The organism is Geodermatophilus amargosae, assembly GCF_041028265.1.
In the GTDB taxonomy this organism is placed as follows: Bacteria; Actinomycetota; Actinomycetes; order Mycobacteriales; family Geodermatophilaceae; genus Geodermatophilus; species Geodermatophilus amargosae_A.
The window spans coordinates 17,311-37,182 of record NZ_JABGCW010000015.1; the positions used below are offsets into that span (position 1 = coordinate 17,311).

General features: G+C 75.5%; 17 protein-coding genes and 1 tRNA gene. 12 read left to right on the forward strand and 6 right to left on the reverse strand.

Annotation, left to right across the window (positions count from 1 at the left end; genetic code table 11):
• Positions 1-13: 13 nt before the first annotated feature.
• Positions 14-2,932 carry an acetoacetate--CoA ligase gene (locus HLV61_RS18260; protein WP_369257946.1) on the reverse strand — a complete coding sequence of 973 codons (2,919 nt, stop codon included), beginning with the start codon at positions 2,930-2,932 and terminating at the stop codon, positions 14-16.
• Positions 2,929-3,549 carry a 4'-phosphopantetheinyl transferase family protein gene (locus HLV61_RS18265; RefSeq protein ID WP_369257948.1) on the reverse strand — a complete coding sequence of 207 codons (621 nt, stop codon included), beginning with the start codon at positions 3,547-3,549 and terminating at the stop codon, positions 2,929-2,931. The genes HLV61_RS18260 and HLV61_RS18265 overlap by 4 nt, the downstream gene beginning before the upstream one ends.
• A 161-nt stretch (positions 3,550-3,710) precedes the next feature.
• On the opposite strand from HLV61_RS18265, the gene HLV61_RS18270 reads away from it, so the two are divergent.
• The 6 genes from HLV61_RS18270 to HLV61_RS18295 all read left to right on the forward strand — a co-directional run bounded on the left by HLV61_RS18270 (position 3,711) and on the right by HLV61_RS18295 (position 9,550).
• A complete protein-coding gene (locus HLV61_RS18270) occupies positions 3,711-4,700 on the forward strand; it encodes a SurA N-terminal domain-containing protein (protein WP_369257950.1) in 990 nt (329 codons plus the stop codon).
• Positions 4,701-4,706: 6 nt separating this feature from the next.
• Positions 4,707-5,621 carry a MazG family protein gene (locus tag HLV61_RS18275; RefSeq protein ID WP_369257952.1) on the forward strand — a complete coding sequence of 305 codons (915 nt, stop codon included), beginning with the start codon at positions 4,707-4,709 and terminating at the stop codon, positions 5,619-5,621.
• 633 nt (positions 5,622-6,254) lie between these two features.
• On the forward strand, positions 6,255-7,535 hold the full coding sequence (gene eno / locus HLV61_RS18280) for a phosphopyruvate hydratase (RefSeq protein ID WP_369257954.1): 1,281 nt from the start codon (positions 6,255-6,257) through the stop codon (positions 7,533-7,535).
• Positions 7,536-7,539: 4 nt separating this feature from the next.
• On the forward strand, positions 7,540-8,085 hold the full coding sequence (locus tag HLV61_RS18285) for an FtsB family cell division protein (protein ID WP_369257956.1): 546 nt from the start codon (positions 7,540-7,542) through the stop codon (positions 8,083-8,085).
• Positions 8,082-8,603: a DUF501 domain-containing protein gene (locus HLV61_RS18290; RefSeq protein WP_369257958.1), complete on the forward strand. Its 522-nt coding sequence runs from the start codon at positions 8,082-8,084 to the stop codon at positions 8,601-8,603. The genes HLV61_RS18285 and HLV61_RS18290 overlap by 4 nt, the downstream gene beginning before the upstream one ends.
• Positions 8,600-9,550: a Ppx/GppA phosphatase family protein gene (locus HLV61_RS18295; RefSeq protein ID WP_369257960.1), complete on the forward strand. Its 951-nt coding sequence runs from the start codon at positions 8,600-8,602 to the stop codon at positions 9,548-9,550. The genes HLV61_RS18290 and HLV61_RS18295 overlap by 4 nt, the downstream gene beginning before the upstream one ends.
• A gap of 3 nt (positions 9,551-9,553) precedes the next feature.
• On the opposite strand, the gene HLV61_RS18300 is transcribed toward HLV61_RS18295, so the two are convergent.
• Complete coding sequence (locus HLV61_RS18300; RefSeq protein WP_369257961.1) at positions 9,554-9,847, reverse strand: DUF4235 domain-containing protein; 294 nt, start codon at positions 9,845-9,847, stop codon at positions 9,554-9,556.
• A gap of 64 nt (positions 9,848-9,911) precedes the next feature.
• On the opposite strand from HLV61_RS18300, the gene HLV61_RS18305 reads away from it, so the two are divergent.
• From HLV61_RS18305 to HLV61_RS18325, 5 genes are all read left to right on the forward strand, one after another.
• Positions 9,912-10,676, forward strand: coding sequence for a uracil-DNA glycosylase (locus HLV61_RS18305; RefSeq protein ID WP_369257963.1), 765 nt, complete (start codon positions 9,912-9,914; stop codon positions 10,674-10,676).
• 40 nt (positions 10,677-10,716) lie between these two features.
• A complete protein-coding gene (locus HLV61_RS18310) occupies positions 10,717-12,099 on the forward strand; it encodes an NAD(P)/FAD-dependent oxidoreductase (protein ID WP_369257965.1) in 1,383 nt (460 codons plus the stop codon).
• A 47-nt stretch (positions 12,100-12,146) separates the two neighbouring features.
• A tRNA-Leu gene (locus tag HLV61_RS18315) sits at positions 12,147-12,220 on the forward strand.
• 188 nt (positions 12,221-12,408) lie between these two features.
• On the forward strand, positions 12,409-14,064 hold the full coding sequence (locus tag HLV61_RS18320; RefSeq protein ID WP_369257967.1) for a M28 family peptidase: 1,656 nt from the start codon (positions 12,409-12,411) through the stop codon (positions 14,062-14,064).
• Between the two features lie 183 nt (positions 14,065-14,247).
• Positions 14,248-15,192 carry a Bax inhibitor-1/YccA family protein gene (locus tag HLV61_RS18325; protein ID WP_369257969.1) on the forward strand — a complete coding sequence of 315 codons (945 nt, stop codon included), beginning with the start codon at positions 14,248-14,250 and terminating at the stop codon, positions 15,190-15,192.
• Between the two features lie 89 nt (positions 15,193-15,281).
• Here the strand turns inward: HLV61_RS18325 and HLV61_RS18330 are convergent, their stop codons facing one another.
• A complete protein-coding gene (locus tag HLV61_RS18330) occupies positions 15,282-16,502 on the reverse strand; it encodes an acetyl-CoA C-acetyltransferase (RefSeq protein ID WP_369257971.1) in 1,221 nt (406 codons plus the stop codon).
• Between the two features lie 130 nt (positions 16,503-16,632).
• Positions 16,633-17,655, reverse strand: a complete 1,023-nt coding sequence (locus tag HLV61_RS18335) for an SGNH/GDSL hydrolase family protein (RefSeq protein ID WP_369257972.1) — start codon at positions 17,653-17,655, stop codon at positions 16,633-16,635.
• 67 nt (positions 17,656-17,722) lie between these two features.
• Between HLV61_RS18335 and HLV61_RS18340 the strand changes: the two genes are divergently transcribed.
• Positions 17,723-19,087, forward strand: coding sequence for a DUF2252 domain-containing protein (locus HLV61_RS18340; RefSeq protein ID WP_369257974.1), 1,365 nt, complete (start codon positions 17,723-17,725; stop codon positions 19,085-19,087).
• Here HLV61_RS18340 and HLV61_RS18345 read toward each other — a convergent pair.
• Positions 19,053-19,868: an alpha/beta fold hydrolase gene (locus tag HLV61_RS18345; RefSeq protein ID WP_369257976.1), complete on the reverse strand. Its 816-nt coding sequence runs from the start codon at positions 19,866-19,868 to the stop codon at positions 19,053-19,055. The two genes, HLV61_RS18340 and HLV61_RS18345, sit on opposite strands and share 35 nt — an antisense overlap.
• Positions 19,869-19,872: the final 4 nt, after the last annotated feature.

The window sequence follows — 19,872 nt, forward strand, 5'->3', positions numbered from 1 at the left end:
GGCGGGCCGCCCCCTACTCCAGAACGGAGGAGACGTGGGCGGCCAGGGTGCCGACGTGCCGGTCGCTGAGCATCCCGATCCGCTCGTCGTCGAGGTCGCCGTGGTGGCCGGGGACGTCGACGACCCGCAGCTCCCGGACCCGGCGCCGCCAGGCGCCCAGGGTCCGGGACGCCGCGGCCCGGGAGCCCTCCGCGAGGAAGTAGGTGACCGGCCCGTCGAAGCGGCCGGGCCGGTAGGCCTCCGACACCGCCTGCGACCCGCGGAAGAACGCCAGCTCGGCGTCGGGCGCGGCGGGAGCGGCCGCGGGCCCTGACGGCCTCCGGCGGCGCACGACCCTCCGCAGCGCGGCACCGGAGCGCACCGTGGCCCAGCGGCCGGCCCACCGGACCCGCGCGGTCTCCCGGCGGCCCAGCGCCGCCCGCGGCGGGCGGGCGTCGAGCAGGCCGAGACAGCCGACCTCCTCGCCGGCGGCCCGCAGCCGGGTGGCGACCTCGTAGGCCACCAGGCCGCCGAAGGAGTAGCCGAGCAGCGTGTAGGGCCCCTGCGGCTGCGCTGAACGCACCTGGGCCAGGGCGTCGGCGGCGACCTCCTCGACCGTGCGGTGCCGCCCCGCGGCGTCCCGCAGCGGCAGCCGCAGACCGAGGACCGGCCGCGGGGTGGTGAGCCGGTCGACCAGGCCCGCGTAGAGGTTCAGCTGGCCCCAGGCATCCGGCACGAGGACGACCGGGCGGCCCTCCCCGGCCCGCAGGACGGCGACGCCGGCCGGGGCCGCGGAGGCGGCCGCCTCCGCCGCCCGGGTGAGGCCGGCCGGCGTCGGGTCCTCGGCGAACCGCTGCACCGGGACGTCGGCGTCGAGCTCCAGCCGGACCCGCCGGAGCAGGCTGAGCACCTGGCGGGAGGTGCCGCCGAGGTCGGACCAGTCGTCGTCGGGGTCGGCGGAGCGCAGGCCCAGCACCTCGCACCAGATGCGCGAGACCCGGCCGAGCAGGCCGTCGTCGTCCTCCGACGCGGCCGGGGCCGCGGCGGCCGCGGCGACCGCGGCGACCGCCCGGCGGATCTCGTCCAGGCAGCCGGGGTCGCGCAGCGCGACGGCGTTGGCGATCGGGTCGCCGTTGACGGCGTCGCGGGCCGCGCGCTCGGAGCGCTTCCCGTTGTGGGTCAGCGGCAGGTCGCCGACCGCGACGACCAGCGAGGGCACGTGCGCGGCCGACGCCTCCCGGCGCAGCGTGCGCCGGATCGTGCGGTCCAGGCCGCCGTCGAGCCGGGCGCCGGGCCGCAGGACGACCAGCAGCACCATGCGCGCGCCCCCGGGCCGGCTGTCGTCGCGCTGCTCGACGGCCATCGCGTCGGCGATCTCGGGCAGCTGCCGGAGCACGGTGTAGATCTCGCTGGGCCCGATGCGCAGGCCGTCGACGTTGAGGACGCCGTCGGAGCGGCCGTGCAGCCGGGAGGACCCGTCGGCGTCGAACTCGACCAGGTCGCCGTGGGTCCACATCCCGGCGTGGTCGGCGAAGTAGGCGTCGTGGAAGCGGCGGCCGTCGGGGTCGCGCAGGAACCCGACGGGGCGGCTCGGGAAGGGCCGCCGGCAGACCAGCTCGCCGACCTGCCCGACGACCTCGCGGCCGTCCTCGTCCACCGCCGCGACGTCCAGGCCGAGGCTGCGGGTCTGGCTGCGGCCGCGCCGGACCGGCAGGTCGGGGGCGCCGAGGACGAAGCAGCCGATGATGTCGGTGCCGCCGGAGATCGACTGCAGCGGCACCGGCCCGACCGCCTCGGTCACCCAGTCGAACTGCCAGTCGTGCAGGACCGCGCCGGTGGAGAGCACCGCCCGCAGCCGGGACAGGTCGGCGATCCCGGCGGGGCGCAGGCCGGCGTCCTGGCCGAGCTGCAGGTAGGCCGGGCTGGTGCCGAAGACCGTGACGCCGGTGTCGGCCGCCAGCCGCCACAGCGTCTCCGGGCCCGTCACGGGGCCGTCGTTGACGACGACGTGCGCGCCGGTGGCCAGGGCCGACAGCTGCCAGGTCCACATCATCCAGGCGGTGGTGGTGTGGAAGTACAGCGTGTCGCCCGGGCCGAGGTCGACGTGCAGCCGGTGCTCCTTGACGTGCTCGAGCAGCGTGCCGCCGGCCCCGTGCACCATCGCCTTGGGCGGGCCGGTGGTGCCCGAGGAGAACATGACGAACAGCGGGGTGTCGAAGGCGTGCCGCGGCCAGTCGCGCGTCGGCTCGGCGTCCGCGGTGGAGTCGGCGAGCCGGTCCACGGGCAGGCCGAGGTCGGGCAGGGGCCCGTCGTCGAGCAGCAGCACCCGGCGCAGGGTCGGCAGGCCGGCGACGACCTCGGCGACGACGTCGTCACCGATCGCGCGGCGGTCGAGGACGAGCACGGCCGGGTCCACCTGGCCGAAGCGGCCGAGCAGGGACGCCACGCCCATGTCCGGCGCCGCGGTGGAGACGGCCGCACCGATCGCCGCCGCGGCGAGCGCGACGACGGCGGTCTCACCGGTGTTGCCGGCGATCAGCACGACCCGGTCGCCGCCCGCGAGCCCGAGCCGCTGCAGCGCGGTCACCGTCCGCGCGACGGCGTCACGCAGCTCGCCGCGGGTCCAGGAGTCGGCGGGACGGTCGGCGTGCACGGCGGTGAGCGCGGGTGCGTCGTCCCCGGCGCCGTCCAGCGGGCGCAGCAGCGCCTCGGCGTAGTTCAGCCGCAGGTCGGGGAAGAAGCGGGCGGTCTCGACGTCGGTGCCGGTGAGGACGACGTCCGCGGAGCCGGACCACGGCACCCCCGACCAGTCCAGCAGGGTGCGCCAGAACTCCTCGGGCCGCTCGACGGAGAACGCGTGCAGGGCGCCGGGCGTGTCCAGGGCGGTGCCGGTCACCTCCTCGCAGCGGGCCCGGAAGGAGGTGAGCTGGGCAACGGCGGGGGCGAGCGTCATCGGGGGATCTCCAGGTCAGGGGCGACCGCGAGGCTGGCCACCCACCCGTCGGGCACGGGCACGTCGTGCAGGGTCCAGCCGGCCACCGTGCCGCCGTCGCGCCCGACGGCGGTGACCAGGGCGGCCGGGTCGTCCCGCAGGCCGGTCCCGCGGGCCTTGAGGACGGCCTCCTTGCGGGTCCAGGCGCGGGTCGCGGCGACGGCGCGGGCGGCGGGCGGGAGGAGGGCGATCGCCCGCAGCTCGTCCGGGTGCAGCCAGCCCTCGGCGGCGACCTCCGGCGTCCACGGCGCCACCGGCTCCAGGTCGATGCCGATCCGGCGGCCGCGGCCGACCGCGACCACGCCCAGCTCGCCGCCGGCCGAGCACCCGGCGTCCAGGCCGGTGTCGGCCGGCAGCTCGGGGCGGCCGGTGGCGCCCGTGGTGAGCGGCACGTGCTCGGGGTGGGTGCCCAGCTCGGCGGCGAGGGCGGTCCGCAGGGCGGCGCGCAGCAGGACCCGGCGCCGGTGGACGGCGGGGGTGCCGCGCCGGGCGCGGTCGAGCTCGGCGGGCGCGAGCAGCGCCTCGGCGTGGGCCAGCGCGTCGTCGTCGGCCACCAGGGACACGACGGTGACCGTCACGCCCGGCGGAACCGCGCGCGGGGGCACGGGTCCGGACGGCGGCATGCCCGCGATGCTGGCACCGGCCGGGACCGCGGCCATCCCTCCTGGTGGGGACACCCCCCTCCCGGGTGGCCCGCCGCCTGCGCCGCGCGCTCTCCCGGGTGTGGCAGCCTGCCTCCGTGCGCACCCGCCGTCCCGTCGTCGCCCTCGGGCTGCTGGCCGCCGTCCTCCTGACCGGCTGCCGGACCTCGCCGAACGTCGCCGCCTACGTCGGGGACGAGCAGGTCACGGTGGCCGAGCTGCAGTCGGCCGTCGACGAGCGGCTCGCCGACCCGGCGGTCGCCGAGGCCGTCGGTGGCACCGGCACCGGCTTCACCCGCCAGGTGCTCACCCTGCTGGTGCGGGAGGAGCTCTACGCCGAGGCGGCGCGGCGCAACGACGTCGAGGTGACCGACTCCGACGTCAGCGCCTTCGTGGACGCGGCCCTCGCCGGCCGGGACGAGGAGGAGCTGTACGCCCAGGCCGCCGCGCAGGGCTACTCGCCCGGCGACGTCCGGGAGAGCGCCCGCCAGCAGCTGGTGCGCCGCGAGCTCGGCGCCGCCGCCGGGGAGGACGCCGGCACCGACGAGGCCGCGCTGCGCGCCCGGTACGAGCAGGTGCGCGGCAGCCTCGAGCAGGTCGAGCTCGGCTACTTCGTCGTCCCCGACCAGGCCACCGCCGACGCCACGGTCGCCGCGCTGGCCGCGGCCCCGGCGTCGTACGCGGCCGTCGCGGCGCGCTACCCGGGCGAGGTCAACCTGCCGGCGCTGCAGCCCACCGGCACCGCCGACGTGCCGGCACCCCTGGCCGAGGGCGTCGCGGCCGCGGCGCCGAACACGGGCTTCAGCGTCACCGTCCCCGACCTGCAGGGCGTGGTGGTCGCCTTCGTCGGGCAGCGGATCACGCCGTCGTTCGAGCAGGTCCGCCCGCAGCTGGAGAGCGAGGCGGCGACCGGCGCCGAGGAGGCGGGGGCCACCGTCGTCGACGGGGTCCGCGACGACGTGGGCGTCACCGTCAACCCGCGCTACGGCGAGTTCTCCGACGACGACGTCGTCCAGGAGTCCGAGGGCGGCGTGGTCGACCTGCTCGACGACGACGGCGCGGCCCCCGCGACCGGTTCCGGCGGCTGACGCGCGGTGCCCGTCGCCGTCGTCGTCCCGGTCAGCCCGCGCCTCCCCGGCCTCCTCGGCCCCGCCGGGTGGGTCGCGCTCGCCGACCGCCCGCTCGCCGCGCTGCCCGGCGCGGCGGCCACCGCGGACGTCCTGCGGGCCGCCGGCCGCGAGGTCACCGACGTCCCCGACGCCTCCGCCGCCGCGGCGCTGCCCGGCGAGGTCGCCGTGCTGACCGGGCCGGGGGAGGAGGTGCCCGGTGCGCCGGTCGTCGAGGGCACCCCGGAGCCACCGGGCGCCCGCCTGCTCGACGTCGTCACCGTGATGGACCGGCTGCGCTCGCCCGGCGGCTGCCCGTGGGACGCCGAGCAGACCCACGCCTCGCTGCGCGGCTACCTGCTCGAGGAGGCGCACGAGGCCTATGACGCGATCGTCGACGACGACCCGGTGGCGATGCGCGAGGAGCTCGGCGACGTGCTGCTGCAGGTGGTCTTCCACGCCCGCGTCGCCGCCGAGGCCGGTCCGGAGCGGCGCTTCGACGTCGACGACGTGGCCGCAGAGCTGGTCGAGAAGCTGGTCCGCCGGCACCCGCACGTGTTCGGCGACGCCGGTCCTCGCGACGTCGCCGGCGTCGAGGCGGGCTGGGAGGAGATCAAGAAGGCGGAGAAGCAGCGGCGCTCACCGACCGAGGGCGTCTCCCGCTCGCAGCCGGCCACCGCCTGGGGGACCGCGCTGGTGCGCCGGGCCGCGCGCGCCGGCCTCCCGACGCCGGAGCCGGCCGAGCTGGGCTCGTCCTCGCCGGAGGAGCTGGGGGAGCGGCTGCTGGCCGTCGTCGCCGCGGCCGCGCAGCGCGGCTGGGACGCCGAGGACGCGCTGCGCGAGGCCGTCCGCCGCTACGCCGGCGAGCTCGACGCGGAGGCGCACCGGCGGTCCGCCGACTGAGGCCGGAGGGGCGTCCACAGGGCCGTTCCCGTGAGTCAGGAGGGTGCGGCTCCGGCAGGATCGAGCACCTGTTCGACGGGGTTGGGTGAGGTGGACGGCGAAGCCGCGGTGATGGGAGCAGGGGCGCGAACCACCCGTCCCCGTCCGCGCGGGTCGTGCTGCTCCTCGTCCTCGGGTCGTCGGCCCTCGTCGTCGGGGTCATCGGTAGCGGCCCACTCCGGGCGACGAGAGGGGAGGAGGCCCTGGCGCGCCGGGCCGTCCTCCCCTTCCCGGCGGGATCGGCGACTCCTAGCGTCCGCCCATGACTCGGAAGCCACTTCGGTGCCGGTTCGGGTTCCACTCCTACGTCCGGCGACACCCGGACGGCGAGCGGCCCTCGGGTCCGGACGACAAGGTCTGTCGGCGCTGCGGGAAGCGCACGGGCGCCCCGTTCGGGAACGCGCCGTGGGTCCTCCCCGGGTGACGTCCTCGGCGGTCGTGGTGGAGCCGTCGGTGGCTGCTGACACGACCTCTGACGCCGGGGTCGCCGCACCGCCGGATACGACGTCACGACCGGTCCGGCGTGCAGCGGCCGGCCGGCCTCCAGCGCGCGGTTGACGGACGGGGGAGGCGGGGCTGGTTAGGCTGCCCCCCGTGCCGAGCATCGACGCCGTAGGCGCGCGGGAGATCCTGGACTCGCGCGGTAACCCCACCGTGGAGGTCGAGGTCGCCCTCGACGACGGGACGATCGCCCGGGCGGCGGTGCCCAGCGGCGCCTCCACCGGCGCCTTCGAGGCGGTGGAGCTGCGTGACGGCGGTGAGCGCTACGGCGGCAAGGGCGTGACCAAGGCCGTCGACGGCGTCCTCGACGTCATCGGCCCGGAGCTCGTCGGCTACGAGGCCACCGAGCAGCGGCTGGTCGACCAGCGCCTGCTCGACCTCGACGGCACGCCCGACAAGTCCCGTCTGGGCGCCAACGCGATCCTGGGCGTCAGCCTCGCCGTCGCCCGTGCGGCCGCCGAGTCCACCGGCCTGCCGCTGTTCCGCTACGTCGGCGGCCCGTCGTCGCACCTGCTGCCGGTGCCGATGATGAACATCCTCAACGGCGGCGCCCACGCCGACAGCAACGTCGACGTGCAGGAGTTCATGATCGCCCCGATCGGCGCGGCGACCTTCGCCGAGGCGCTGGCCATGGGCACCGAGACCTACCACGCGCTGAAGTCGGTGCTGAAGGAGGACGGCCTGGCCACCGGGCTCGGCGACGAGGGCGGCTTCGCGCCGAACCTGTCCAGCAACCGCGCGGCCCTCGACCTCATCGTCCGGGCCGTGGACCGGGCCGGCTACTCCCTCGGCACCGACATCGCCTTCGCCCTCGACGTCGCGGCCACGGAGTTCCACGGCGAGGCCGGCTACACCTTCGAGGGGAAGACGATCTCGGCCGCCGACCTCACCGAGTACTACACCGACCTCGTCGCGAACTACCCGATCGTCTCGATCGAGGACCCGCTGTCGGAGGAGGACTGGGACGGCTGGATCGCCCTCACCTCCGCCCTCGGCGACCGCGTGCAGATCGTCGGCGACGACCTGTTCGTCACCAACCCCGCGCGGCTCGCCGACGGCATCGAGCGCGGGGCCGCCAACGCCCTGCTGGTCAAGGTCAACCAGATCGGCACGCTCACCGAGACCCTCGACGCCGTGGGCCTGGCGCACCGCAGCGGCTACCGCTGCATGATGAGCCACCGCTCGGGCGAGACCGAGGACACCACGATCGCCGACCTCGCCGTCGCCACCGACTGCGGGCAGATCAAGACCGGCGCCCCGGCGCGCAGCGAGCGGGTGGCCAAGTACAACCAGCTGCTGCGCATCGAGGAGGAGCTCGACGACGCCGCGCGCTACGCCGGCGCCGCGGCCTTCCCGCGCCTGCGGACCTCCTGACCCGGTGAGCGCCGGTACGGGGCGGCGGCGCTCGACCGGCCGCCCGCTGTCGCACGCGGCGTCCCGGCCGATCCCGGCCGGGACGCGCTCGGGTGCCGGCAGCCGTCCCGACGCCCGGCGCCCCGGCCGGCGCACGCCGCGGACGCCCACCCGTCCCGCGACGGCCCGCCGGCCCCTGTTCACCGGCCGGGCCGTCGTGTTCGTCGGGCTGGTCCTGCTGCTGTCGCTGACCCTCGCCGGGCCGGTCCGGCAGTGGCTGGAGGGCCGTGCCGAGATCGCCCGCCTGGCGGCCGAGAGCACCGCCTACGACGAGCGGATCGCGGACCTGCAGGCGGAGCTCGAGCGCCAGTCCGACCCCGCCTGGACCGCCCGCGAGGCCCGCGAGCGGCTGGCGTACGTGCTGCCCGGCGACCGGCTGGTCGTCGTGGTCGACGGCGAGTCGGCCGAGGGTGATGCCGGCACGCTGCCCGACGCCGTCGACGCCGCCCCGCGGCCCTGGTACGAGGAGCTGCTCGGGTCGGTGGCCGACGCCGACGGGGCGGGCCGGTGACCGCGCCCGGGGAGCGGGTCCGCGAGCCGATCGGCGACGACGAGCGCGAGGTCGTCGCCCGGCAGCTCGGCCGGCCGCCGCGCGCGGTCCGGGCGGTGGCGCACCGCTGTCCGTGCGGCCAGCCCGACGTCGTCCAGACCTCGCCGCGGCTGGAGGACGGCACGCCGTTCCCGACGCTGTACTACCTGACCTGCCCACGGGCCTCGGCGGCCGCCAGCCGGCTGGAGTCGGCCGGCCGCATGCGCGAGTGGCAGGACGACCTCGGCACCGACGCCGAGCTCGCCGCGGCCTACCGCGCGGCGCACGAGACCTACCTCGCCGAGCGCGACGCCCTCGGCGAGCTGCCCACCCGCGCCACCGCCGGCGGGATGCCCGACCGGGTCAAGTGCCTGCACGCCCTCGCCGGCCACGCGCTGGCCGCCGGACCGGGCGTCAACCCGGTCGGCGACCGCGCGGTGGCCGGGATGGGGGAGTGGTGGGCGGCCGGCCCCTGCGCGCTCCCGGAGGAGCCGTCGTGACGCGGGTGGCCGCCGTCGACTGCGGCACCAACTCGATCCGCCTGCTGGTCGCCGACGTGCCGCCCGAGGGCGCGCACACCGACCTGCTGCGCCGGATGGAGGTCGTGCGGCTCGGGCAGGGCGTGGACGCCACCGGCCGGCTGGCGCCCGAGGCGATCGAGCGCACCCGCGTCGTGCTCGCCGAGTACGCCGCCCAGGCCCGCGACCTCGGCGCCACCGCCGTGCGCATGGTGGCCACCAGCGCCACCCGCGACGCCGCCAACCGCGCCGACTTCGAGGCGATGGTGCAGGCCACGCTCGGCCAGCCGCCGGACGTCGTCCCAGGTGACGAGGAGGCGCGGTTGTCCTTCCTCGGCGCCACCGCCTCCCTCGACGCCGCGGCCGCCGCCCACGGCGGCCCGCCGCCACGCCCGCCGTACCTCGTCGTCGACATCGGCGGCGGGTCCACCGAGTTCGTCCTCGGTGACGCCGGCGGCGTGCGCGCCGCCCGATCGGTGGACGTCGGGTGCGTCCGGCTCACCGAGCGCCACCTGCACGGCGACCCGCCGACGCCGGACCAGATCGGGTCCAGCGAGGCCGACATCCGGGCCGCGCTGGCCGAGGTCGCCGAGGCGGTCCCGGTGGGCGAGACGGCCACGCTCGTGGGCCTGGCCGGGTCGGTGACCACCGTGGCCGCCCTCGCGCTGCGGCTGCCGGGCTACGACGCCGAGGCCATCCACGGCTCGCGCATCCCGGTGGGCGCCGTCCGCTCGGTCACCGCGGGGCTGCTGACCGCCACCCGCGAGCGGCGGGCCGCCTCCCCGGTGATGCACCCGGGCCGGGTCGACGTCATCGGCGCCGGCGCGCTGGTGCTCCGGGTGGTCATGGACGCGTTCGCGCTCGACGAGGTCGTCGTCAGCGAGCACGACATCCTCGACGGCATCGCCCTCCGGCTGGCTCGGGGCTGAACCTCAGGAGGCCTCGTTGATCCCGGGCGGGAGCTTGCCGGTCAGCGACTGGTAGGCCGCGGCGGCACCGCGCGCGGCCAGCAGCCGGCTACCGGCGACCGTGAGCCCGGAGAACGCGGCCCAGGCCAGCGCCTCGGGCCAGGAGACGCCCGGCGCGGCGGGGTTCTTCGGCGGGGTCGAGCCGCGTGCCGCGTACCAGACCGCGTCGGTGAGCTTGCGGACGGCGATGCCGGACAGGGTGGCGGAGCCGGTCCCCAGCAGCTTCCAGGTCAGCGGCGGCTTCTGCGTGCGGGCCATGCGGGTGATCATGCCTGGCGCACCCGCGGTCCGCGCGCGCCCGGTCGGGTGGTGCACTGGGCAGGTGGCGGTCGACGCGCAGGGCTTCCCGGTCACGCAGACGCCGGCAGGGGTCGCCCGCTCCGCCCGCGGTGCCCGTGACCTCGCCGTCCTCGACACCCGGATCTCCGGCTGCCGCGCCTGCCCGCGGCTGGTCACCTGGCGCGAGGAGGTCGCCCGGGTCAAGCGCGCGTCCTTCCGCGACGAGGAGTACTGGGGCCGCCCGGTGCCCGGCCTCGGCCCCGCGACGGCGCGGATCGCCGTCGTCGGCCTGGCGCCGGCCGCGCACGGCGGCAACCGCACCGGCCGGGTCTTCACCGGCGACCGGAGCGGGGACTGGATCTTCGCCGCGCTGTGGCGGGCCGGCCTGACCAACCAGCCGACGTCGACGCACGTCGGCGACGGCCTGGAGCCCACCGGCGTGCGGGTGGCCGCCGCGGTCCGCTGCGCCCCTCCCGACAACGCGCCCACGCCGGCCGAGCGCGACACCTGTTCACCCTGGCTGGCGCGTGAGCTGGCGCTGCTGCCGGACCTGCGGGTGGTCGTCGTCCTCGGCGGCTTCGGCTGGACGGCGCTGTGGCCCGTCCTCGCCGGCGCCGGCTACGCGCTGCCCCGGCCGCGGCCGGCCTTCGGGCACGGCGTGGAGGTGACGCTGCAGGGCCCGCGCGGGCCGCTGACCCTGCTGGGCAGCTACCACGTGAGCCAGCAGAACACCTTCACCGGCCGGCTCACCGAACCGATGCTCGACGCCGTCCTGTCCCGGGCCACGGAGCTCGCCGGCCCCGGCTGAGCCGGGGCGCGGCGTGGACGTGCGCCCCTAGGGTGGGCCCATGGCGTCTCGTCCGGATCTGGGATCCCGTCCGGTGGTGCTGGTCGTCGGCGGCGGGTACGTCGGCCTCTACACCGCGCTGCGGCTGCAGAAGAAGCTGTCCCGGGGACGCGCCGAGATCCTCGTCGTCGACCCACAGCCGCACATGACCTACCAGCCGTTCCTGCCCGAGGCCGCGGCCGGCTCGGTGGAGCCGCGGCACGTCGTCGTCCCGCTGCGCCGCACGCTGCCGCGCTGCCGGGTGGTCACCGGCGCCGTCGTCGGGCTGTCGCACGCGGACCGGCGGGCGCGGGTCCTGCCGGCCGAGGGCGACCCCTACGAGCTGTCCTACGACGTGCTGGTGATGGCGGCGGGGTCGGTCGCCCGGACGCTGCCCATCCCCGGGCTGGCCGAGCACGGCATCGGCTTCAAGACCGTGGGGGAGGCCATCTACCTGCGCAACCACGTGCTCGCCCGGCTCGACGCCGCGGCCTCGACCGACGACCCCCTCGTCCGGCAGCGCGCCCTGACCTTCACCTTCGTCGGCGGCGGCTACGCCGGCATCGAGGCCTTCGCCGAGCTCGAGGACATGGCCCGCTACGCCGTCACCCACTACTACCCGCGGCTGTCGCCGAGCGACATGCGGTGGGTGCTGGTGGAGGCCACCGGCCGGATCCTGCCCGAGGTCGACCTGGACATGGCCGCCTGGACGGTCAAGCAGCTCACCGCGCGCGGCATGGACGTGCGGCTGAACACGCGCCTGGAGTCGGTCACCGACGGCGTCGTCCGCCTCTCCGACGGCGCCGAGTTCGCCAGCGACACCCTCGTGTGGACCGCCGGCACCAGGCCCAACCCGCTGCTCGCCTCGACCGACCTGCCCCTGGACGAGCGGGGGCGGGTGCGCTGCGAGCCGACGCTGCAGGTCAGCGGGCTCGAGGACGCCTGGGCCGCCGGCGACCTCGCCGCCGTCCCCGACCTCACCAAGCCCGAGCCGGGGGCCACCACCGCGCCCAACGCCCAGCACGCCGTCCGGCAGGCCAAGCGGCTGGCCGACAACGTGGCGGCGACCCTGCGCGGCGAGCAGCCGCGGCCCTACCGGCACGCCTACGCCGGGTCGGTGGCCAGCCTCGGCCTCCACGAGGGCGTCGCGCAGGTCTACGGGGTCAAGCTCAAGGGCTGGCCGGCATGGTTCATGCACCGCAGCTACCACGTCAGCCGGGTGCCGACGTTCAACCGCAAGGCCCGCGTGGTCGCCGACTGGACGCTGGCCTCGCTGTTCCGGCGGGAGGTCGTCGCGCTGGGCCAACTGCAGGACCCGCGCCGGGAGTTCGTCACCGCGGCGACCTCCGTCGGGACCGGCCAGATGCCGGCGCCGTCACCGGCCGACCGCGCGCAGGCGCGCTGAGCGCTACGCCGTCCGCTCCGTTCCCGCGGGGCCGGACGGCGTGGACCGCCCCCGTGGCCCAACCGGCAGAGGCAGGCCCCTTAAAAGGGTCACAGTGTGGGTTCGAACCCCACCGGGGGCACCGCGGGACGACCGGCCGCCGCATCCACCGCACCACCCGGAGGAACCTACGCCGGACTCACGACTTCTTTCGAGCCGATACACCATGAGCCGCAGGAAGTACAGGGCTTGACGTCTCCCGCAATCGTATTGACAGGGTTACCCCTCGTGAGCAACGGAGCTCACCCGACGTTCGAGGGGAAGACGTCCATGACCCAGTCCCACCCGTCCCGGCGATCGCGCATCGCCGTCGCCGGCACCGCCGGCGTGCTCGCGCTCGCCGGGAGCGTGGTCGCTGCGCTGCCCGCCGGGGCCGCCGGCGGCAACAGTTGCGAGCACCGCGACAACAACACCGTGGCGAAGCTGACCGACTGCGTGACGCTCGACGGCGTCATGGAGCACCTGGAGGCCTTCCAGGGCATCGCCGACGCCCACGACGGCACCCGCGCCTCCGGCACGCCCGGCTACACCGCCTCGGCCGACTACGTGGAGGACCGGCTCGTGGACGCCGGCTGGACGGTCACCCGCCGGCCCTTCGAGTTCCCGTACTTCCAGCAGACGAGCCCCGGCGCCCTCAGCCGGGTCTCGCCCGACCCCGCCACCTATGTCGAGGGCACCGACTACGCGGTGGCCACGTACTCGGGCAGTGGGGACGTGACGGCCGCCGTGCAGGCGGTCGACGTGACCATCCCGCCGGTCGGGGAGCTCAACGGCAACACCAGCGGCTGCGAGGACTCCGACTTCGACGGCTTCACGGAGGGCAACATCGCCCTGCTCCAGCGGGGCACCTGCGCCTTCGGCATCAAGGTCCAGAACGCCGTCGCCAACGGTGCGGCCGGCGTGGTCCTGTTCAACGAGGGCCAGCCCGGCCGCGACGCGCTGCTGTCCCCGACGCTCGGCGCGCCGATCGACCGCGCCGTGCCCGTCGTGGGCGTCGGCTACGCGGCCGGCGTCGCGCTCCAGGGTGCGACCGTGCGCATCGCGGTGGACGCCGTCAGCGAGATCCGGGAGACCGAGAACGTCGTCGCCGAGCTGCCCGGCCGGACGTCGGACAACGTCGTCATGGCCGGTGCGCACCTCGACTCGGTCCCCGAGGGCCCGGGCATCAACGACAACGGCTCGGGCAGTGCCGGCCTGATCGAGGTCGCGGAGAACCTGGGCAAGGTCAAGCCGGTCAACACCATCCGGTTCGCCTGGTGGGGGGCCGAGGAGCTCGGCCTGCTCGGTTCGAACGAGTACGTCGGCTCGCTCCTGGACGCGGAGGGGGAGCCGACGCCCGAGCTGGAGCGGATCGGGCTGTACCTGAACTTCGACATGATCGGCTCGCCGAACTTCGCCCGGTTCGTCTACGACGGCGACCAGTCCACCTTCCCGGCGCCGGCCGGCGTCCCGGTGCCCGAGGGCTCGGACCAGATCGAGTACGTCTTCGAGGACTTCTACGAGTCGCGGGGCCTGTACTACGAGGGCACCGAGTTCAGCGGCCGCAGCGACTACCAGGCCTTCATCAACAACGGCATCCCGTCAGGCGGGCTGTTCACCGGCGCCGAGGTGCTCAAGGAGGACTACCAGGTCCTGCTGTACGGCGGTGAGGCCGGCGTCGCCTACGACCCGAACTACCACGAGGCCGGGGACGACATCGGCAACATCGACGAGAAGGCGCTCGACGAGAACTCCGACGCCGTCGCCTACGCGGTGCTCACGCTGGCCTACGACACCTCGCGGGTGAACGGGGTGGCCGGCCGGCCGGTCCCGGGCGGCACGTTCGAGGGCGACCCGGCGGCGCGGCAGTACCGCGTCGAGCGGGACGAGGCGGCCGGTGGCGGCGGACTGCACGCCGGCCACGACCACGGCGGGGTCGGGGTCTGACCTCCCCGACCGGCACGACCCGGGGGCGCGGCACCGCACGGTGCCGCGCCCCCGGCGCGTCCCTCACCCGGTGGTGGGTAGCGGGGATCCCAGGAACGTCCGGGCCACCTGCGGCGTTGTAGGGATCGAGTGGGGTGCGAGGTAGCAGCCCACCGACCGACCAGTCACCTCGAGGAGATGACGATGCCGAGCTCCAACCCGGTCTTCGGCCGGGGCTTCGCCAACGCCGCGTCCGGTGGTGGCCAGCAGAACGGCCAGCAGGGCTACGGCGCTCCCGGCTACGGCCAGCCCACCGGCCAGCAGTACGGGCAGCCGTACGGCCAGCAGGGCTACGGCGCTGCCGGCTACGGCCAGCCCACCGGCCAGCAGTACGGCCAGCCCGCCGCCCAGCCCTACGGGCAGCCGTACGGCGCGCCCCAGGGCTACGGTGCCCCGGCCCCCGCCGGCCCGTACGGCCCGCCGGCCACCCGCTACATGACGATGGACGACGTCGTCCAGAAGACGGGCCTGTCCTTCCTCGTCACGGTCCTCGCCGCGGCCGTCGTCTGGGCGCTGCCCGGACAGGCCGCGTGGGGCCTGGCGCTGCCCGCGGTGCTCGTGGCCTTCGTCCTGGGCCTGGTGATCAGCTTCAAGCAGATCGCCAACCCGGCGGCGACCCTGGCCTACGGCGCGCTCTACGGTGTCGCCCTCGGCGCCATCAGCGAGGCCTTCAACACGATCTACCCCGGGATCGTCGTCCAGGCGCTCATCGGCACCTTCGGCGTCTTCGCCGGCATGCTGGTCGTCTACAAGACCGGCGCCATCCGGGTCACCCCCAAGCTGACCCGCTGGATCGTCGGCGCGCTGTTCGGTGTCCTGGCGCTGGTCCTGGTCAACCTGGTGGCGAGCTTCTTCACCCCGGGCGGCCTGGGCCTGCGTGACGGCGGCCCGCTGGCGATCATCTTCAGCATCGTCGTGATCGGTGTGGCGGCCTTCACGCTGCTGCTCGACTTCGACATGGCCGACCAGGCGATCCGCCGCGGCGCCCCGGCCAAGTTCGCCTGGTACGTCGCCTTCGGCCTGCTCGTCACGGTCGTCTGGCTGTACCTGGAGATCCTGCGCCTGCTGTCCTACTTCCAGGACAACTGAGCACGGCCCCCGCTGCCTCGGCAGCGGGGCCAGCACGGAACAGTGGCCCGGTCCCCTCGCGGGGGCCGGGCCACTGTCGTGTCAGGGGGTCAGGACAGGCGCTCGAGCACCATCGCCATGCCCATGCCGCCACCGACGCACATGGTCTCCAGGCCGAAGGTGCCGTCCGTGGTCTGCAGGCCGTTGAGCAGGGTGCCGGTGATGCGGGCGCCGGTCATGCCGAACGGGTGACCGACGGCGATCGCCCCGCCGTGCACGTTGAGCTTGTCGATGTCGATGCCCAGGTCGCGGTAGCTCGGGATGACCTGCGCGGCGAAGGCCTCGTTGATCTCGACCAGGTCGATGTCGTCGATCGTCATGCCGGCCCGCTGCAGGGCGAGCTTCGAGGCGTCGACGGGGCCGTAGCCCATGATCTCCGGCGACAGGCCGGTGACCGCGGTCGAGACGATGCGGGCCAGCGGGGTCAGGCCGAGGTGGCGGGCCTTCGTGTCGCTCATGACCACGACCGCCGCGGCGCCGTCGTTGAGCGGGCAGGCGTTGCCGGCGGTGACCCGGCCGTCGGGGCGGAAGACCGGCTTGAGCTGCGAGATGCCCTCGATCGTGGTGCCGGCGCGCGGGCCGTCGTCCTTGCTGACCACCGTGCCGTCGGGCGTGGTGACCGGGGTGATCTCCCGCTCCCAGAAGCCGTTCTCGATCGCCTTCTCCGCCAGGTTCTGGCTGCGGACGGCGAACTCGTCCATCTCCTGCCGGGAGACGTCCTTGAGCAGCGCCAGGTTCTCGGCGGTCTGGCCCATGGCGATGTAGATGTCCGGGACGTCGCCGTTCTCGCGCGGGTCGGCCCAGGAGTCGGCGCCGCTCTCGGCGGTCTTGGCCACCCGGGCCGAGGCCTCGGCGAACACCGGGTTGTGGGTGTCGGGCAGCGAGTCGCTGTTGCCCTTCACGAACCGCGAGACCATCTCGACGCCGGCGGAGATGAAGACGTCGCCCTCGCCGGCCTTGATGGCGTGCATGGCCATGCGGGTCGACTGCAGCGACGACGAGCAGTAGCGGGTGATCGTGGTGCCCGGCAGGTGGTCCATGCCGAGCAGCACGCTGACGACGCGGCCCATGTTGTGGCCCTGCTCCCCGCCGGGGAGGCCACAACCGAGGATCAGGTCGTCGATGTCGGTCGGGTCCAGCGCCGGGACCTTGTCCAGCGCCGCGCGGACGATGGTGGCGGCCAGGTCGTCGGGGCGCAGGTCCTTGAGGGACCCCTTGAACGCGCGGCCGATGGGGGAGCGCGCGGTCGCGACGATGACGGCTTCGGGCATGGGGGCCTCCGCGATGAGGGGTTCCCCGGGCCGGGAGCGCCGGGGATCGGTCACCCCGAAACTACCCCCGGGTCCGCCGGCCCTCGCGGGCGCGCCTGCTACACGCGCCGAAGGTGTTACACGTGCCGGGTCAGCCGACGGGGATCTCCACGGCCTCGGCGGCCTCCCCGGCCTCCTCGGGCGTGGGCAGCTCCGTGGGCCGCCTGCGCAGCAGTCGCGCCCACGTGCCCAGCGGCCCCTCGACCGAGCCGCGGACCTCGGTGGCCCGGACCTCGGTACCCGGCCGGCCGGCCGCCCGTGCCGCCGCCCGCGCGACGGGACGCACCGTGCCGCGACGCTGCCGCCGACGACCCGTCGGGGCCGGCCAGACGCCGAGCGCGTCGGCCAGCGCCGGGAGGATCACCGCCGCGGCCTGCGCGTACCCGGCGGCGCTGGGGTGGAACTCGTCCACGCTGAACAGCGAGCGGTCCTGGGCGAAGCTCGGCCCGAGGACCGAGCCCAGCGACACCGTCCGCCCGCCGGCCTCGACGACGGCGATGGTCTGCGCCGCGGCCATCTGCCGGCTCCAGCGCCGGGCCAGCAGCCGCAGCGGCTGCCCGATCGGGCGGATGGTCCCGAGGTCGGGGCAGGTGCCGACGACGACCTGCGCGCCGGACTCGCGCAGTCGCCGCACCGCGTCGGCGAGGTGGCGCACGGAGACCGCCGGGCGGGTGCGGGTGGTGACGTCGTTGGCGCCGATCATGATCAGGACGACGTCGGGGTGCTTCGCCAACGCGCGCTCGACCTGCGGGTCCAGCTCGCAGGACTCCGCGCCGGAGACGGCCAGCCGGATCAGCCGCACGGGGCGCTCGGCCAGCTCGGCCAGCGCGGCGGCGAGCAGCACCCCGGGGGTCTCGGTGGCGCGCTCGACGCCCAGGCCCACGGCGCTGGAGTCGCCGAGCACGGTGAACACCAGCGGCTTGCCGCGGCCGCGGCCGTAGACGCCGTCGCCGGAGGGCGGGTCCTGCTTCGACGTCCGGGCCTCGACCCTCCTGCGGGCGGCGCGGGCCTCGAGGCGCAGCAGCCCGAGGACGCCCGCACCGGCGAGGCCGACGCCCCCGCCGCCGTACGCCGCGGCGGCCGCCAGCCGTCGTGCCGTGCTCGCTCTCGTCACCGCCACTCCGATCGTCCCCCGCGCAACCGCCTGTCCTGCAGGCTAGCCGCCCTCTACGGTGCCCCCCGTGCCCGAATCCCCCCGACGGGTGGCCCCCGGGAGAACGTCCGGGGACCGCTCGGAACACATCGTCGACGTCCTCGTCGAGGCGTTCGCCGAGCTGATGGCCGCCGACGCCGACGCCTTCCGCACCAAGTTCCGCAAGATGGCCGCCGGTCCCTTCGCCTTCTACCGCGGCAGCGCCTGCCTCTTCTACGCCGACATGGACGCCCTCGACGACCCCTGGTGCGACGAGCGGACCAGCCGGGTGTGGATCCAGGGCGACCTGCACGCAGAGAACTTCGGGACCTACATGGACGGTGCCGGGCGGATCGTCTTCGACGTCAACGACTTCGACGAGGCCTACGTCGGGTCGGTCACCTGGGACCTGCGCCGCTTCGCGGCCAGCTTCGCGCTGCTGTCCTGGAGCAAGGCGCTCGGCGACGACGTCATCGCCGACCTGCTGGGCACGTACCTGGACGCCTACCTCGACCAGGTCGAGGCGTTCCGCCGCTCCGACGACGACCGCACCTTCGCCCTGACCCTCGCCAACACCGAGGGCGCCGTCCGCGGGGCCATCCTCGAGACGACGACCCGCACGCGCGCCTCGCTGCTGGACCGGATGACCGTCGTCGAGGGGTACCAGCGGCGCTTCACCGACGGCGGGCGCACCCGCCGGCTCGACGACGACGAGCGCGACCGGGTGCTCGCCGCGCTGGACCGGTGGCGGGAGACCGTCCACCCGCCGATGCGCCGCCGTGACGTCGCCTACGACGTCAAGGACGTCATCGGCACCGGGGGCTTCGGCATCGGCAGCGCCGGACTGCCCGCCTACAACGTGCTGATCGAGGGCTACGACCAGGCGCTGGAGAACGACGTCGTCCTGTCGCTGAAGCAGGGCAACGTGGCCGCGCCCAGCCGCATCGTGCGGGACGAGGCGATCGGCGCGTACTTCGAGCACCACGGGCACCGGACGGCGGTGAGCCAGCGGGCGCTGCAGGCCAACGCCTCGCAGTTCCTGGGCCACACCGAGATCGACGGCGTCGGGTTCGTCGTCCAGGAGCTCTCGCCCTACGAGGTCGACCTGGACTGGGAGGACCTGACCGAGCCGGAGGAGATCGCGCCGGTCGTGGCCCAGCTGGGCCGGGCGACGGCGAAGATGCACTGCGTCGGGGACGCCGACAGCGACCACACGCTGGTCGACTTCCAGACCGAGGACGCAGTCGCGGCGATGGTCGGCGACCGGCGCGAGGAGTTCGTCGCCGACCTGGTCGCGTTCGCCTCCTCCTACGCCCGGCAGGCGCAGGAGGACCACCGGCTGTTCGTCGACGCGTTCCGCGCCGGGCGCATCCCGGGCATCAGCTCGAGCGGCTCGCACCCGGTCCGCCGCTGACCGGCAGGGAGGCGGCCAGCACGTCGGCGAGCCCGGCCGCCTCCCAGCGGTGGTCCCGGCCGGGCACCTCGACGCGCTCCGCGGAGGCCAGCGAGCCGACGATCGAGTCGGCGGCGTCGGCCATGGACGGGAAGGTCTCCGACCCGATCAGGACCACCGCGTGCGCGGTCACCGGCGCCCACAACCGCGCGCGCGGTGCCGACTGCGTCCACGCCAGTGCCTCGGCGTCGGCCTCGAGGGTGGGTGCCATCCGCTCGAACAGCGGCCAGGACGGGCCGGAGCGCATCTGCTCGAACCACTCCGGCGGCATGCCGTCGGTCCAGAGCCGCCAGATGCCCTCGCGGTCCCCGGCGGCCGCCAGCGCACGGACCGCGGCCAGGGCGTCGGCGCCCGCGGTGCCCTCCTCCTCGTCGAGCGGGACCTCCCACAGGAACAGCCGCTCGACGCCGGGCAGCTCCGCGGCCGCGGCGAGGGCGATGGCGCCCCCGGAGGAGCTGCCGTACAGCCACGCCCGCCCGCCGAGGAGGTCGACGAGCGCGCGGATCGCAGCGACCTCGCCGGCCAGCCCGAACGGCGGCTCGCCACCGCTGTCCCCGCGGCCGGGCCGGTCGTGGACGACGACGTCGAAGCCGCGCGCGGCCAGCGCGGTGACCAGCTCGCCGGTGTCGGGGTCGACCGCGCGGAACTGGCCGGCGCCGCCGACGAGCACCAGCGGCTGGCCGGCGCCGTCGCGGTCGTAGGCGATGCGGGTGCCGTCCGCGGTCTGCACGTACTCGGTCATGCGG